The 13,470-nt window shown below is 58.3% G+C and carries 15 protein-coding genes; 10 read left to right on the top strand and 5 right to left on the bottom strand.

What is annotated here, in order from left to right; all coding sequences use genetic code 11:
• Window positions 1-2 precede the first annotated feature (2 nt).
• Window positions 3-497, top strand: coding sequence for a ribose 5-phosphate isomerase B (gene rpiB, locus DHV10_RS11485; RefSeq protein ID WP_109486450.1), 495 nt, complete (start codon window positions 3-5; stop codon window positions 495-497).
• Window positions 498-573: 76 nt separating this feature from the next.
• Window positions 574-1,185 (top strand): HAD-IA family hydrolase, encoded by a 612-nt coding sequence (locus DHV10_RS11480; protein ID WP_162601444.1) that lies wholly within the window; start codon window positions 574-576, stop codon window positions 1,183-1,185.
• Between the two features lie 74 nt (window positions 1,186-1,259).
• On the opposite strand, the gene gnd (DHV10_RS11475) is transcribed toward DHV10_RS11480, so the two are convergent.
• Complete coding sequence (gene gnd, locus DHV10_RS11475; RefSeq protein WP_109486448.1) at window positions 1,260-2,720, bottom strand: decarboxylating NADP(+)-dependent phosphogluconate dehydrogenase; 1,461 nt, start codon at window positions 2,718-2,720, stop codon at window positions 1,260-1,262.
• A 179-nt stretch (window positions 2,721-2,899) separates the two neighbouring features.
• On the opposite strand from gnd (DHV10_RS11475), the gene gnd (DHV10_RS11470) reads away from it, so the two are divergent.
• Together gnd (DHV10_RS11470) and zwf are read left to right on the top strand one after the other, a co-directional pair.
• Window positions 2,900-3,805: a phosphogluconate dehydrogenase (NAD(+)-dependent, decarboxylating) gene (gene gnd, locus DHV10_RS11470; RefSeq protein WP_109486447.1), complete on the top strand. Its 906-nt coding sequence runs from the start codon at window positions 2,900-2,902 to the stop codon at window positions 3,803-3,805.
• A 53-nt stretch (window positions 3,806-3,858) separates the two neighbouring features.
• Complete coding sequence (zwf, locus tag DHV10_RS11465; protein WP_109486446.1) at window positions 3,859-5,418, top strand: glucose-6-phosphate dehydrogenase; 1,560 nt, start codon at window positions 3,859-3,861, stop codon at window positions 5,416-5,418.
• A 73-nt stretch (window positions 5,419-5,491) separates the two neighbouring features.
• On the opposite strand, the gene DHV10_RS11460 is transcribed toward zwf, so the two are convergent.
• Together DHV10_RS11460 and DHV10_RS11455 are read right to left on the bottom strand one after the other, a co-directional pair.
• Complete coding sequence (locus DHV10_RS11460) at window positions 5,492-6,940, bottom strand: DUF4382 domain-containing protein (protein WP_239461514.1); 1,449 nt, start codon at window positions 6,938-6,940, stop codon at window positions 5,492-5,494.
• A gap of 144 nt (window positions 6,941-7,084) precedes the next feature.
• Window positions 7,085-7,714, bottom strand: a complete 630-nt coding sequence (locus DHV10_RS11455) for a ribonuclease HI family protein (RefSeq protein ID WP_109486565.1) — start codon at window positions 7,712-7,714, stop codon at window positions 7,085-7,087.
• A 242-nt stretch (window positions 7,715-7,956) separates the two neighbouring features.
• Here DHV10_RS11455 and DHV10_RS11450 point away from each other — a divergent pair, with 242 nt between their 5' ends.
• From DHV10_RS11450 to DHV10_RS11440, 3 genes are all read left to right on the top strand, one after another.
• Window positions 7,957-8,586 (top strand): sigma-70 family RNA polymerase sigma factor, encoded by a 630-nt coding sequence (locus DHV10_RS11450; protein ID WP_109486445.1) that lies wholly within the window; start codon window positions 7,957-7,959, stop codon window positions 8,584-8,586.
• A gap of 60 nt (window positions 8,587-8,646) precedes the next feature.
• Window positions 8,647-9,627, top strand: coding sequence for an anti-sigma factor family protein (locus tag DHV10_RS11445; protein WP_109486444.1), 981 nt, complete (start codon window positions 8,647-8,649; stop codon window positions 9,625-9,627).
• 104 nt (window positions 9,628-9,731) lie between these two features.
• Window positions 9,732-10,847 (top strand): PDZ domain-containing protein, encoded by a 1,116-nt coding sequence (locus DHV10_RS11440; RefSeq protein WP_162601443.1) that lies wholly within the window; start codon window positions 9,732-9,734, stop codon window positions 10,845-10,847.
• 98 nt (window positions 10,848-10,945) lie between these two features.
• Here the strand turns inward: DHV10_RS11440 and DHV10_RS11435 are convergent, their stop codons facing one another.
• Entirely contained in the window at window positions 10,946-11,293 is a 348-nt protein-coding gene (locus DHV10_RS11435; RefSeq protein WP_109486442.1) for a winged helix-turn-helix transcriptional regulator, read from the bottom strand.
• 148 nt (window positions 11,294-11,441) lie between these two features.
• Here DHV10_RS11435 and DHV10_RS11430 point away from each other — a divergent pair, with 148 nt between their 5' ends.
• Genes DHV10_RS11430 through DHV10_RS11420 form a run of 3 tightly spaced genes read left to right on the top strand, consistent with a single transcriptional unit; the run spans window position 11,442 to window position 12,715 of the window.
• A complete protein-coding gene (locus tag DHV10_RS11430; protein WP_109486441.1) occupies window positions 11,442-11,855 on the top strand; it encodes an ester cyclase in 414 nt (137 codons plus the stop codon).
• Window positions 11,852-12,403: an NAD(P)H-binding protein gene (locus DHV10_RS11425; protein ID WP_109486440.1), complete on the top strand. Its 552-nt coding sequence runs from the start codon at window positions 11,852-11,854 to the stop codon at window positions 12,401-12,403. The genes DHV10_RS11430 and DHV10_RS11425 overlap by 4 nt, the downstream gene beginning before the upstream one ends.
• A gap of 54 nt (window positions 12,404-12,457) precedes the next feature.
• Window positions 12,458-12,715 (top strand): Rossmann-fold NAD(P)-binding domain-containing protein, encoded by a 258-nt coding sequence (locus tag DHV10_RS11420; RefSeq protein WP_162601442.1) that lies wholly within the window; start codon window positions 12,458-12,460, stop codon window positions 12,713-12,715.
• Here DHV10_RS11420 and DHV10_RS11415 read toward each other — a convergent pair whose 3' ends face one another.
• Window positions 12,716-13,444 (bottom strand): YfbM family protein, encoded by a 729-nt coding sequence (locus DHV10_RS11415; protein ID WP_109486438.1) that lies wholly within the window; start codon window positions 13,442-13,444, stop codon window positions 12,716-12,718. It abuts the gene before it with no gap.
• Between the last annotated feature and the right edge of the window lie 26 nt (window positions 13,445-13,470).

The raw sequence follows: 13,470 nt of genomic DNA, 5'->3' as shown, positions 1-13,470 counted from the left end.
AAGTGAAGTTAGTCATCGCATCCGATCACGCGGGGTTTTCTCTTAAGGAGGAAGTCCGCGCATATCTCACAAAGGGCGGCCACGAGGTGGTCGACCTCGGTGCCTTCAAGTGCGAGCCGCAGGATGATTACCCTGACTTTGCGCAGCGTGTGGGCGAAGCCATCATCGCTGGCGAAGCGCCCCGAGGCATTCTCATCTGCGGATCAGGCGTCGGGGTGAGCATCGCCGCCAATAAGATTCCCGGCATCCGGGCCGCCATGTGCCACGACACCTACTCCGCACACCAAGGCGTAGAACACGATGACATGAACGTGCTGGTCATGGGCGCGCGCATCATCGGCTCTGCACTTGCCTACGAACTGGCGGATGCATTCCTCAAGGCGAAGTTCATCTCAAACGAAGAACGATTCACGCGGCGCTTCAAGAAAGTCCTCGCCATCGAGGCGAAGTATCAGCGAGGCAGCAGTCAGTCCGGTCAGTCCAACCCGCCCGCATAGATCATACGCAACTAACTTCGCCGCGGTTGCACTGCTCCTTCGCGCGGCGCCAACCCCTAAGAAGACCAGAGCGCCGATGTTCCCCTTCGACGTAATCCTCTTCGATATCGGTGGTGTCCTGCTCACAAACGGCTGGGATCATCACGAGCGCTCGGTTGTGGCCGGGCAACTCAACCTCGATCGCGACATCCTGGAATCGCGACACGCAAAAGCATTCGAGCCGTGGGAACGTGGTGAACTTACGCTGAGCGAGTATCTGGATGCCGTAGTGTTCTATGAGCCTCGGGCCTTCTCGCGCGACGAGTTCTTCTCCTCAATCTGTTCGCAATCGAAGGAGTTGCCCTCCGGCGCACTGTGCATCCTCAAAGAACTTGCGGCATCAGATAAGTGCAGGATCGGCGCATTGAACAACGAAGCACGCGAAACACATGAATTTCGCATGAAGAAGTTCGGGCTTCACGACCTCTTCAAATACACTTTCACTTCTTGCTACATGGGGCTGCGCAAGCCGGATCCCAAAATATACGTGAGAGCTTTAGGCATCCTCGGTGACACACCTGAACGCGCGCTGTTCATCGACGATCGGCTGGAGAATGTTGCAGCAGCTGCTGCTGTGGGGATGAAAGCCATTCAATTTACTGGCGAGACTGAATTGCGGCAGCAACTGGGCGAGTTGGCCGTGCTCTGAAACGGATGAATGGAAAACGCCCGATCCTTCGGGCGAAAGGACCGGGCGGGTTGAGGACGATGCGACGAGAGGCGCTAGACGTTATAGGTCGTGGACGACACGCGTCCGCCATGCCCGGTCCAGTTCGTATGGAAGAACTCTCCGCGAGGCTTGTCGACCCGTTCGTACGTGTGTGCACCGAAGTAGTCGCGTTGCGCCTGCAAGAGATTCGCCGGCAGTCGGCCCGCACGGTATCCGTCATAGAAGGCAAGTGCTGTGGAGAACGCAGGCGTCGGAATCCCCAGTTCGATCGCGCTCACAACAGCCTGTCTCCAAGCTTCCTGGTACTGGTTCAGAACACCCGAGAAGAAGCCGTCGAGAAGAAGATTGGTCAGCTTAGGGTCGGTCTCGAACGCGTCCTTGATCTTGCTCAGGAAACGGCTGCGGATAATACATCCGCCTCGCCACATCAGCGCAATACCGCCCATGTTCAGATTCCAGCCGTTCTCCTTCGCCGTAGCCCGCAGCAGCATGTAGCCCTGCGCATACGAGATGATCTTCGAGCAGTAGAGAGCGCGGCGGACACTTTCGATGAATGCCGTGCGATCGCCGGAAAAGGTCTTCTCCGCAGGTCCCTTCAAAACCCCGGACGCGGCGACGCGCTCATCCTTCAGCGCAGAAAGGCACCGGCTGAATACCGACTCTCCGATCAGCGTAACCGGCTGGCCAAGATCGAGCGCGCTAATAACCGTCCACTTCCCGGTTCCCTTCTGCCCGGCAGTATCGAGAATCTTGTCGACGAGTGGCGTTCCGTCTTCGTCCTTAGAAGCAAAGATATGGCTCGAAATCTCGATCAGGTAGCTGTCCAGTTCCCCCTTGTTCCAATCGGTAAATACCGCGTGCAACTCATCCGCACCGAGTCCGAGCCCGCGATGAAGCAGATCATAGGCCTCGCAGATCAGTTGCATATCGCCGTATTCGATCCCGTTGTGCACCATCTTCACGTAGTGCCCGGCTCCGTCCTCGCCAACCCAGTCGCAACACGGCGTTCCATCGTCAACCTTGGCAGCGATGGATTGAAAAATTTCCTTCACGTGCGGCCATGCCGCCGGATTCCCGCCCGGCATGATCGACGGACCGCGGCGGGCGCCCTCTTCGCCGCCGGAAACTCCAGTTCCGACAAACAGAATGCCTTTGCCTGCAAGATCCCGTGCGCGGCGTGTCGAGTCCGTAAAGAGCGAATTGCCTCCATCGATCACGATGTCTCCAGCTTCGAGATAAGGCAAAAGCGTGGCGATCGTCTCATCGACGGAGGCTCCCGCCTTCACCATCAGCATGATGCGGCGCGGTCGTTTGAGCAGAGCCGCCAGTTCAGCGACACTGTGCGCGCCGACCACGGCAGTTCCCTTCGCTTCATCTGCGATGAAGTCGTCAACCTTGGAAACCGTCCGGTTGAAAACAGCCACCTTGAAGCCATGGTCGTTCATGTTGAGGACAAGGTTCTGTCCCATGACAGCAAGGCCGATGAGGCCGATGTCGCACGATGCTTCCGGCATGGACGTTCTCCGATGAATTCTGGACTTCGGTTAAATTTCGCCCCAATTATAACTGCGCAATATCAATCACCATTCATCGTGAACGGCGGGCTGAGCTCTCGGTTTGTGTCCTCTTTTTCCCGCGTCGGCAATACAAGTCTTCTGCAAATTCGCATTTCAAAGCAAAGTGAGGTCGGTATATGCAACTAGGTTTGATCGGTTTAGGAAAGATGGGCGGCAACATGGCGGAGCGTCTTCGCCTCGGTGGCCACCAGGTTATCGGCTTCGACTTCAGCACGGAAGCCGTGCAGAAGCTTACCGCGAGCGGCAACGTCGGCGTCTCGTCGCTCGAGGAAATGGCGCAAAAGTTCACCGGCCGGAAAGCGATCTGGATCATGGTTCCCCAGGGCAAACCCGTCGACGATACGATCGCGAAGCTTGAGCCTCTGCTCAACAAGTGCGACATTCTCATCGATGGCGGAAACTCGAACTACAAAGACACGATGCGCCACTATCAGGAAGTCTCCGCGAAGGGCTTCCAGTTCGTCGACGTGGGAACCTCTGGCGGCGTCTGGGGACTGAAAGAGGGCTACAGCATGATGGTCGGCGGCGACAAAGAAGCCGTCGACTATCTCCGACCGATCCTGGAGACACTAGCTCCGGCCAAAGACAAAGGCTGGGGGCACGTGGGTCCAGCGGGCTCGGGGCATTTCGTGAAGATGGTGCACAACGGCATCGAATACGGCATGATGCAGGCCTACGCCGAGGGATTTACGATCCTCGAGAAGAAGGAAGAGTTCCACCTCGACCTGGAGCAGGTTGCGCAAATCTGGCGCTATGGCAGCGTTGTGCGCAGCTGGCTGCTCGATTTGACTGCCGAGGCACTTGCAGGAAATCCTGACCTGGATGGCCTGGAGGCGTACGTGGCCGATTCAGGAGAAGGGCGGTGGACCGTGTTCGAGGCTATAGATCTCAACGTCTCTGCGCCGGTCATCACAGAGTCTCTCATCCGCCGTATCCGTTCGCGCGAAGAGAACAATTTCACCGATCGTATGCTGGCGATCATGCGCAATGCGTTCGGTGGCCACGCAGTAAAAAAGGGCTGATCTGTTCAACCTTGCAGTTTAAGTGAAGTACAAAGAAGAGCGGAGGTCGTGAAATGGCAAGTGCTACTGTGCAGCTGAAGGTTCGACCAGAGGATCTATCGCAGGTGCCAAAGGCGGGCGAGCGGATCCCAGACCCGGGGATCATGGTCATCTTCGGAGCGTCCGGCGATTTGACGAAGCGGAAGCTGCTCCCTTCGCTCTTCCACCTCGAACAGGACAACCTGCTGCCAAAGAACTTCGCCATCGTCGGCGTAGCGCGTCGCCCGCTTGGCAATGAGTTCGCTGAAGACATGCGGCAGGGCATCGTCGAGTTCGGAGGCGTCAAAGCGGACGATCCAAAGCTCGATGAATTCATCCAGAAAGTCAGCTACTACGCGCTCAGCTTCGACGACGCTTCGCACTACGCGGGCCTGAAAGCCGAGCTCGATCGGATTGCGCAAGAGAAGAACATCGGGCCTGACCGGCTCTTTTATCTCGCGACCGCCCCCGAATACTTCACGCCCATCGTTGAGAATCTCGGCGCACAGGGCATGGCTCAGCCTGAAAAAGGACGGGTCGGCGTGGTGATTGAAAAGCCATTCGGCCACGACCTCGATTCCGCTCGCGAACTCAATCACCAGGTCAATGCCGTCTTCCATGAGAACCAGGTCTTCCGCATCGACCATTACCTTGGCAAAGAAACCGTGCAGAACATCCTGGTCTTCCGCTTCGGCAACGGCATCTTCGAGCCGATCTGGAATCGCAACTATATCGATCACGTGCAGATCACCGCAGCCGAAACTCTGGGCGTGGAAGGCCGCGGGCCCTTCTACGAGAAGGCCGGCGCGCTCCGTGACGTCGTTCAAAACCACGTCATGGAGCTGCTGAGCTTTGTGGGAATGGAGCCGCCTTCGAGCTTCGAATCCGAAGCAGTTCGGCGCGAAAAAGTGAAGGTCTGGCGCGCCATTCCCAACATCCCCATCCTGAACGCTGTACGCGGACAGTATGGCCCGGGCGTTATCGACGGAAAGAAAGTAGCTGGATATCGCGACGAGGAGCGAGTGAATCCGGAGTCTGGCACAGAGACCTATGCTGCTGTGCGCCTTGAGATCGAAAACTGGCGCTGGGCTGGCGTGCCGTTCTATCTGCGGGCCGGCAAGCGCCTCAAAAAGCGCGCCACAGAAATCAGCATCCAGTTCAAGCAGCCGCCGCTGCTCATCTTCAACCGGATGCAATCAAGCGGCCCCTGCACAGAGATTCAGCCAAACCTTCTGACTATCCGTATTCAGCCAAACGAAGGCATTGCCCTGCGTTTCGGCGCCAAGGTGCCGAACACTCCCAACATGTCGGTGTGCCCCGTAAACATGGACTTCGACTATGCCTCGGCGTTCGGGACGTCCGCGGCAACCGGATACGAGCGACTACTGCTCGATGCCATGCTCGGCGATCAGACGCTGTTCTCGCATCGCGATGGCGTCGAAACCACATGGGCTTTGTACACACCAATCCTCGAGGCCTGGGCCGCAAAGAACCCAGAAGTGTTTCCAAACTACTTCGCTGGTTCGTGGGGCCCGGATTGCGGCAATCGCCTGCTCGAGCGCGATGGCCGCTCATGGCGCAACAACATAGGCTGACCAAGCATATTTAGTGGAACAAGAAGGGCCGGAGCGGATCGCTCCGGCCCTTCATTTTTGGTCCAGGTATCCTCTACTGACAGCCGGTAAACGCCAGGTTCGATGTAATTGCCACGCTGGTAAATGGCCCCGTCCCGGCCAGCGCCAGCGGTGGATTCGAATTGACATCCGCTGCCGAGCAGCTGCTGGTTGTAAAGCCATCGACCGCGTAGCTGGGTAGCGGAGCAGGTTGCGCTAGCGTTACACCAGCTGCGGACCATGCACCGATGTAAGCGCCCGTCGAAGGCACGCGAAGCGAATAGTTGATGCAGTCCGTACCGCTGGGACATGCAACCGGTGGGTTGCCTACCGGACCGGTTACCGTGGTGACGACCTGTGAAACCCCATAAAACGGAGTCGTCAGCGGCTGCTGCGGTATGGTGTAGACCTTGCCACTCACCGTAGCAAGGGCCGTGAGCGTCACGTCGATGGCGATGGGAGCCTTCGAGGCATTCGCCGAAGTGACGAGCCCCGTCAAGTTGGCGAACGAACTGCCCGGCGCAAGCGTGGGCGCATTCAGCTTCACCGCACCCGTGGTGTCGCCGACAGCCACGCCGGTGATGATCGTCGGTGCGTAGAGCGCGCCGTCAGAGCCGCGAACCCCGGAAATCACCACGTCGTAGTTCCCGGCCGGAAGTGGGCAAAAGACGAACGTTCCATCCGTGTTCGCGATTGTCGACTGCACCACGCGATCGACGCCGCCTGCATCCGGCTGTTCGATCGAAACCCATGCCGTCCCAGCTACAGCCTTGCCCGTCGAAGCGTCGATCACGCTGCCGTTGATCGATGCCGAAACCGTGCTAACCTCTCCCGCATGCAGCACCGGCTTAAGACGATACTGCCCGTTGCCCTCCTGCACGATGGATTGGCAGGTCAGAAAATCGATGTCCAGGTCTGTTGTCTTCCCGGCTGCAACTGTCAGTCCGCCGCTCGCGATTTGGCTACCCGGAATCTTGATGCCGGTTTGAGCCTCGCTCGAAAGATTCAAAGTATGAAAGCTCGAGTCCTTCGAGAGTTGCACGCAGTTCGCCGCTCCATTTCCGCAACCGTTGCTGGTAATGCTGGCGCTGTCACTGGCGAGAATCACTCGGATCTGCTGATAGGTGCCAGCCTGCAACTGCTGAGAGTCGCCGAGCGTCGCCAGAAAGCACTGGTTGTTCGCGAGTCCGAGCAGGTCAACTTGCTTGGGCGCGTTCTTCAGATTAGGCGTCAGGTCGGTCCAGCCGCTGTCATTCGGACCCGCAGAACCGTTGATATTGGCCTGCACATCGGTGATGGTCACGAAGACATGCGAAAACGGCCCGTTCGGCGTAGCGCAGGTTGCCGGGTCGCTCACCATCACGCTAACCTTGCCCATGCCATTCGTGACAGTTCCGTTCATGCTGCTGCAGGCCGCGATGAACAGAGCGGCAGCAGTGATACCACAGGCTGCAATTGCGAGTGGGAAGAGCTTGCGCAATAAAACAGCTTGCTTTAATTCCATTTTTCCTCCATGTTTTTCTCTCAACGTACGAGGGGCCAAGGCTTACCGATCAGACCCGGGGGAGGAATAAGGACAACAATGGCGCAGAGTACTCACGGAATTAAAACATCTCGGACCCGCTCGAAGCGCTGAAGGAGAGCAATGCTACTTCCGGATGACCTTGACGAAAGTACCGTCCGGCAGGTGCCCTTCGAGCAGATGGACCACGCCGTCTTTCACGTAACCTTCAAGTGCGGTGGAACTTGCGTTGGGTTTCGCCAATGGTGACGACAATCTATTGACCGAACTGGGGTTGCTGGTTCCTGACTCCGGTCTTCCTCCGACTTGCCTCCCCATCCCTTTGTCCATCGCCTCGTTGGCCAGTCGGTCCGCCTCCTTGTTTCCTCCGCGAAGCGTATGGCTGATCTCAAACTTCTCCAGCGAGCGCGCCAATCGTCTGGCTTCTTCCCAAAGAGGCCGCAGTACCGGGCTGGCCACCTTGTACTGCCCCTTCATCTGTTTCACCATCAGCTCAGAGTCTGAAACCACCCGAAGCTGTCGCGCGTCATTCTGCCCTGCCCACGTCAGCACCGCGAGAAGCCCTTTATACTCAGCGTAGTTGTTGGTGTGGATGCCGAGAAATTCGCTCAGACGCGCCGCAATCCTACCCTGAGGATCTTCGATCACGGCGCCGTAACCCGCTGGACCCGGGTTACCGCGCGATCCGCCGTCGCAGTGGGCGGTGAACCAGCCGGAGGGGGAAGGGGTGCTATCGGGAAAGAGGGAGGAATGCATGTGTACCCAGTTTAGGGGAACGACGAGCATCGGGCACCCGCCCTAACCCGGATGGTGCCTTGAGGTGCAAGTGCGGCTCACAAATACGGTTGAGGATCGTCTACACACATGCGAGTACGTCTCTAACCACCGGAGAATAACCCTCGATGGCAACTGATGCTCTGAGCTATCCTTCCACGCCAAATCCAGTCACCGGAGCATTGCCATGGCCGGCCAAAAGACCTGTACAATCTTCGGCAGGTATGGCGTCAAGAGCAATGGACGGACCGGATCGCGCCCAGGAGCGCCTGCAGGCGAGGGCCCCGGAGATGGAACTGATCCGCGAAGCCCAGGCCGGTTCGCGAGCGGCGTTCGATGCCCTGGTCCGCCAATATGAGCAGCAGGTTCTCCGTCTGGCGCTGCACCTCACCGGTTCCGAGCACGATGCCGAAGATATCTATCAGGAAGCCTTCCTGAAAGCCTTCCGCTACATCGGCAATTTCCGTTTCGAGTGCTCGTTTTACACCTGGATCTATCGGATCGTGACGAATCTCTGCCTCGACCAGCTGCGCCGGAAGAAAACGCGCCGCGAGGACCAGGCTGTCGTCGTAGACCAGTCAGGGGATGAGATCGACGTGCTCTCCTCCGTTTCAGATAATCGATCGTTCTCGAACCCCGGCAAAGAGCTGGATCGCAAAGTTCTGGGAGAGCGCATCCAGGCCGCTTTAGGCAAGCTGACCCCGCGCGAGCGAATGGTTTTCGAGTTGAAGCACTATCAAGGACTCCGGTTGCGGACGATCGGAGAGATGTTGAACACAACAGAAGAAACCGCCAAAAATACGCTCTTTAGAGCGACTAAAAAGTTGAGAACTCAACTGGCGGGATTGCGGTAAAAGCGCATCGGCAAAGCCGGAGCGCGGCAGTAATCTTTGAGGCTTGAAGGACGTAACGAGATGAACTGCGAACTTGCACACGAGCGGATCGTGCTGGCGGCGTACGGCGAACTACCGGACGAACAGGTACATGAGCTCGATCGGCACCTCGCCGCATGCAACGACTGCAACCAGGAGCGGGAACAGCTGCGCGCATTAAAGACTCTGGCGGCGGCGTACCCCGTAACCGAGCTTGATCCCAACCTGGTAGCGCGATCGCGCATGCGGCTTGAAGAGGCCCTCGATGCGGTCCCCCCAAAGCGCTGGTACGAGCGGGTAGGCCAGCGCATACTCAACAACTTCGCCAGCTTGCAGGCCGCGCCGGTCGCTGCCTTGCTGCTGTTAATTGTTGGCGGGGGAGCGGGCACCCTCGGGGGATACGAATACGCCGCAGCTCGTGCGGCCCACAACGGCGGCCGGGTGATCGAGGCGCCCGTGAAGGCAGAGATTCAGCCGGTGGAGTCGGCACCTGCTGAGATTGCCAATATCTCCAGCATCGAACGGGAACCGAACAGCGAGATCGTCCACGTCACCTACAACACCGTTATCCCGCAGCACATCCAGGGATCGCTGGACGACCCTTCCATCCGGCAGCTGCTCATGCTTGCCTCTGAAAACGCCACTTCCGCCGGGGTCCGCGACGATTCGGTCGGGCTGCTCGCGGCTGAGTGCCGGGCCGGACATGGCTGCCAGGGCGAGGGTATCCGCGACGCTCTGATGCAGGCACTGCGCTACGACAAAAGCGTGGCAGTCCGCGAGAAGGCTCTCGAGGGCTTGCAGCCCTACGTTGCGGAGGACATGCGCGTTCGAGACGCTGTGCTCGAAGCACTGCTCAATGACAGCGATCCCCGAATCCGCACCGACGCGATCTCAATTCTGGAGCCGGTGGAGGCGGATACAAGCGTAAGACAAGTGTTGTCTACGGTAGCGAATTCAGACCATAATCCCCATATCCGGACCGTTTCGCGGCAGGTACTGAGCCGGGCTCCGGTGATTCAGTAACACGGCAGTGCTTTGTACTGCTGGTACGGCCCTTACTTTCAGGCCACCGCACCGTCCATTACAGAGTGTGGACCTGGATGAAGGAGAACGAAGGAAGAACACTTATGAGGCCTAACATCCAAGTCGGAGTCGCGCTGCTGGGAGCCGCAATCATCCTCGCGCCGCAATTAGGGCGCGGGCAACTGACGCGCATCACACAAATCTTTGAAGAACCCAATCCACTGCTGCATTCCGCAGGGCCCGCACAAGGCTATCTCGGAGTACTGGTAGGGGACATCGATAACGATTCTGCAACCAGGTTGAAGTTGAAAGATGTTCGCGGAGCGGTGATCACACTGATCGATCACGACGCACCCGCAGCCCAGGTCGGCCTGCGCGTGAATGATGTCCTGCTCGAGGTCAACGGCCAGCCTGTGGAGGGAGCAGAGGCCTTCGGGCGCATGATGCGCGAAATCCCTCCCGGCCGGAAGATCACCATTGTCGTCAGCCGCGATGGCGCCACGCAGACCTTGAATGTTCAACTCGTGGACCGCAAGAAGCTCGATACAGACATCTGGAACAAGCTGAATAGCGGAAGCGACATCAGCTCTCCAGTAACAGGTCTCGGCATCTTCGGGTCCGGCGCTAGCGGCGATGCTCCTCTGCCGGGCGGCTTCCACATGCCATTCGTTGGCAATAGTACTTTGAAGCTCGGGGCTCTTGTGGAACCTTTGACCGCGCAAATGGCGGACTATCTCGGCATTGCGAATGGCCTGATGGTGAAGCAGGTGGCGCGAAAGAGTCAGGCTGCCGCAGCCGGGATGAAGCCGTTCGACGTGATCCTGAAGGTCGGGGCGGACAACATTGCCACCGTTTCAGACTGGGACCGCGCCGTGCGGGCAAATCAGGGTAAGACTGTCGTTGTGACGATCCTTCGCGACAAGAAACAGCAGACAGTAAACCTGCTGGTCGACTCGAAGAAGAAGAGCGACGCTCAGCACGACAGTATCTTCGGGGACGAGAGCTGCCCCTTGATTGCGCTTGCCGATCCCGATGCGGCCCGGCTCTTCCCGAATGATCAAAGCGCCTTCGATTTGGACTCCGTTGTTACGAGCCAGGTGGACGACTTCCGCAATGAGCTGCGGGAATTCGAGAAACAACTCGACAATCAGAATCAGCTGGACGACCTGAGCAAGCAGGTGGAGCATTTGCAGAGTCTGACCTTTGGCGACATGATCTAGACATATCGCAACGCGACACTGAGAGGGCGCTGCCGCTAAATGGTGGCGCCCTTCGTGTTTGAATCCCAAGCATCGCGAGAGCCAATTCAACTGGAGAATCAGGACGCCTTCTGCTCAAGCCGCGGCAGATTCGGTGTGAGCCCGAAGTGCTTCGATGCCCAGTCGCACATCGCTTGCATCACGGGAATCAGATCCTGACCGGGCTCCGTCAACGCGTAATCCACGCGAGGCGGTGAGGTCCTCGTTGAGGTCCGGCGCACGACTCCGTCCATCTCCAGTTGCTTCAACTGTGCCGCCAGCACCTTCTCACTGACGCCGGGCAGCAGCCCGCGTAGCTCAGCAAAACGGCGCATGCCAAACGACAGATGCCACACGATCAGCACCTTCCATTTGCCGGCGATTACGTTTGAGGTGGCCTTCACCGGACATCCGTAGTGATCCTTCATCTTTCTCAACCTCTTTTCCAGCCGATGAAACTTACAAAATTGTGCGTACTTCCTTCAAATCTTGAAGCGCATTACTTTGTAGCGATGTCCTTCCCTGAACCACCGTATAGCGCGGAATCGAATTCACTGTAGAACGAGGAGTCGATCGATGGCAACGCACCTGAGCCCGGCGGAGATGAAGCGAAAGGTACGGGATCATTTTGAAGACTTCGTGAATCGCCGAAAACCCGAAGTAATCCGGACAAACATGACTCCTGACTTCTTCGACCACGACGGCCCGGGTGGCAGACCGACGGGCATCGAAGGCGATGAAACGATGATGCGCGGGATGTACGGCGCAATGCCCGACCTCCACCTCACCATCGAGGAGATGGTCGCCGAAAGTGACAAGGTGGTGTGCCGCAACATCTGGCGCTGGACCGACAAGGCATCGGGGAGAAAAATGCAGTTTCACGGCTTCGTGATGTGGCGCTTCGAGGGACACAAAATCGCGGAGCGCTGGGCGACTGTGACTCCGCCACAGGAAGGTACGGAGTGGGGGCCTGACGGGAGAACGCAATGATTCTAATCACGGGTGCAAGCGGAAATGTCGGGAGAGAGGTTCTGAAGCAAGCAGTTTCAGCGGGGCTGCCGGTTCGCGCCGCATTCCAGAACCTCGCGAAAGCGAATACGCCCGCCGGCGTGGAAGCCGTCCGCGTTGATTTCAATGAACCGCAAACGCTCAAAGCGGCACTCAACGGAGTCGAAACAGTCTTCCTGGTCGGACCTCCGACAGAAGAGCTCGTTCCACTGGAACGGAAGGCAGCGGAGGTCATCGCGCAATCCAGCGTCAGGCGTCTGGTAAAGCTCTCGGCCATGGGCGGTCGCGAGGCAACATTTCCCCGGCAACACGCCGACTCCGAAGACTTCATCCGCAGCACGGGTGTGCCGTTCACATTTCTGAGGCCGAACGGATTCATGCAGAATCTCGTCCACTACAGCGCGCCCACCATTAAGACCATCGACAAATTCTACGGAAGTGAGGGTGGCGGAAGGATCAGCTTCATCGATATCCGCGACATCGCAGCCGTGGCGGTTGGGGTGCTGAGCAACGAAGGACACGCAGGGTAAACCTATACGCTCACCGGCCCTGAAGCTCTGAGCAATTCGGAAGTGGCCGGAAAGATGTCTGAGGTCCTGGGGCGGAAGATTGAGTTTGTAAACCTGGAGCCTGAAGATCTGAAAGCTGCACTCGCAACTGCCGGCGTCCCCGAGTGGAACGCAGACGCTCTTATCGACCTTCAGACGCTCTATCGTGAAGGGAAGGCTTCCGCGACAAGCTCCGATGTGAAGAACATCCTCGGACGTGATCCGCGCAGCCTCCGCGAATTCCTTGTCGATCACCGTGAGGCGTTCGAGCCCGAGCCCGTGAACTCTCGCTGATTAGACCAGGCACGTAACAATCGCATTTCCGTTTTGCGCCGCATCGGCGTAGAAATCGCGGAGCCTGCGCACCGATGCGACAAGCCCCTCAATGTCTTCCGCACGGAAGCCGGGATATATCTGCAAGCTGTTCATCTTTTCAGCGTCGAACCGCGCCCTTGCTTCCGATTCGAGCCCAGGTGCGCCCAGTTCCGCGCTGAGCCGCGCCACTTCAGCTGCGGCAAAGTAGCGCGCGGGCCCGTAGCCTGAGAAGCCCTCATCGTCATCGCCGAGAGGCGTGCCGCCAAGGACCGCTTGGCTGAGAAACGATCCGTCGGGCTCTACCTTGCCGCAAAGCAGGTAGTGAACGCCGTGCCACTCCTTGTCTAAAGAGAGCTTCGGAGAGTCTTTCTTTGCTGCGACAGACATGGCCATTGCGCGCTCGCGACGTTCCTTCATCACCTGGAGCAGGCGATCTCCGCCCTGGCCTGACGAGAACTGCGCGGCGGTTGCGCCCATCCGCTGCTCCAGTTGCTCGCGGATGCGCGGATCGAGGTTCGCGAGTGCCTGCCCCAGCAGCTGCGGCCCGGCAGCGCGAATGCGATCTTCCATCTTTTTGCTGAGATCGCCAAACGCAGCAAGAGACGATGTCACTCCGGGCGTAAACAGTGATTCCGCAAGTGCAGGAACCTTCTCGATGCGCGCGAGCTCATCGGGCGTCACCTGGATGAACACCGCATTCATCGACATCGAAGGTTCCCCTCCTCGCTTAGAAC

The sequence above is a fragment of the Occallatibacter savannae genome (genome assembly GCF_003131205.1).
GTDB lineage: Bacteria > Acidobacteriota > Terriglobia > Terriglobales > Acidobacteriaceae > Telmatobacter > Telmatobacter savannae.
The sequence above is the reverse complement of the archived record's forward strand: the minus strand, read 5'-3'. Positions and strand labels throughout refer to the sequence as shown.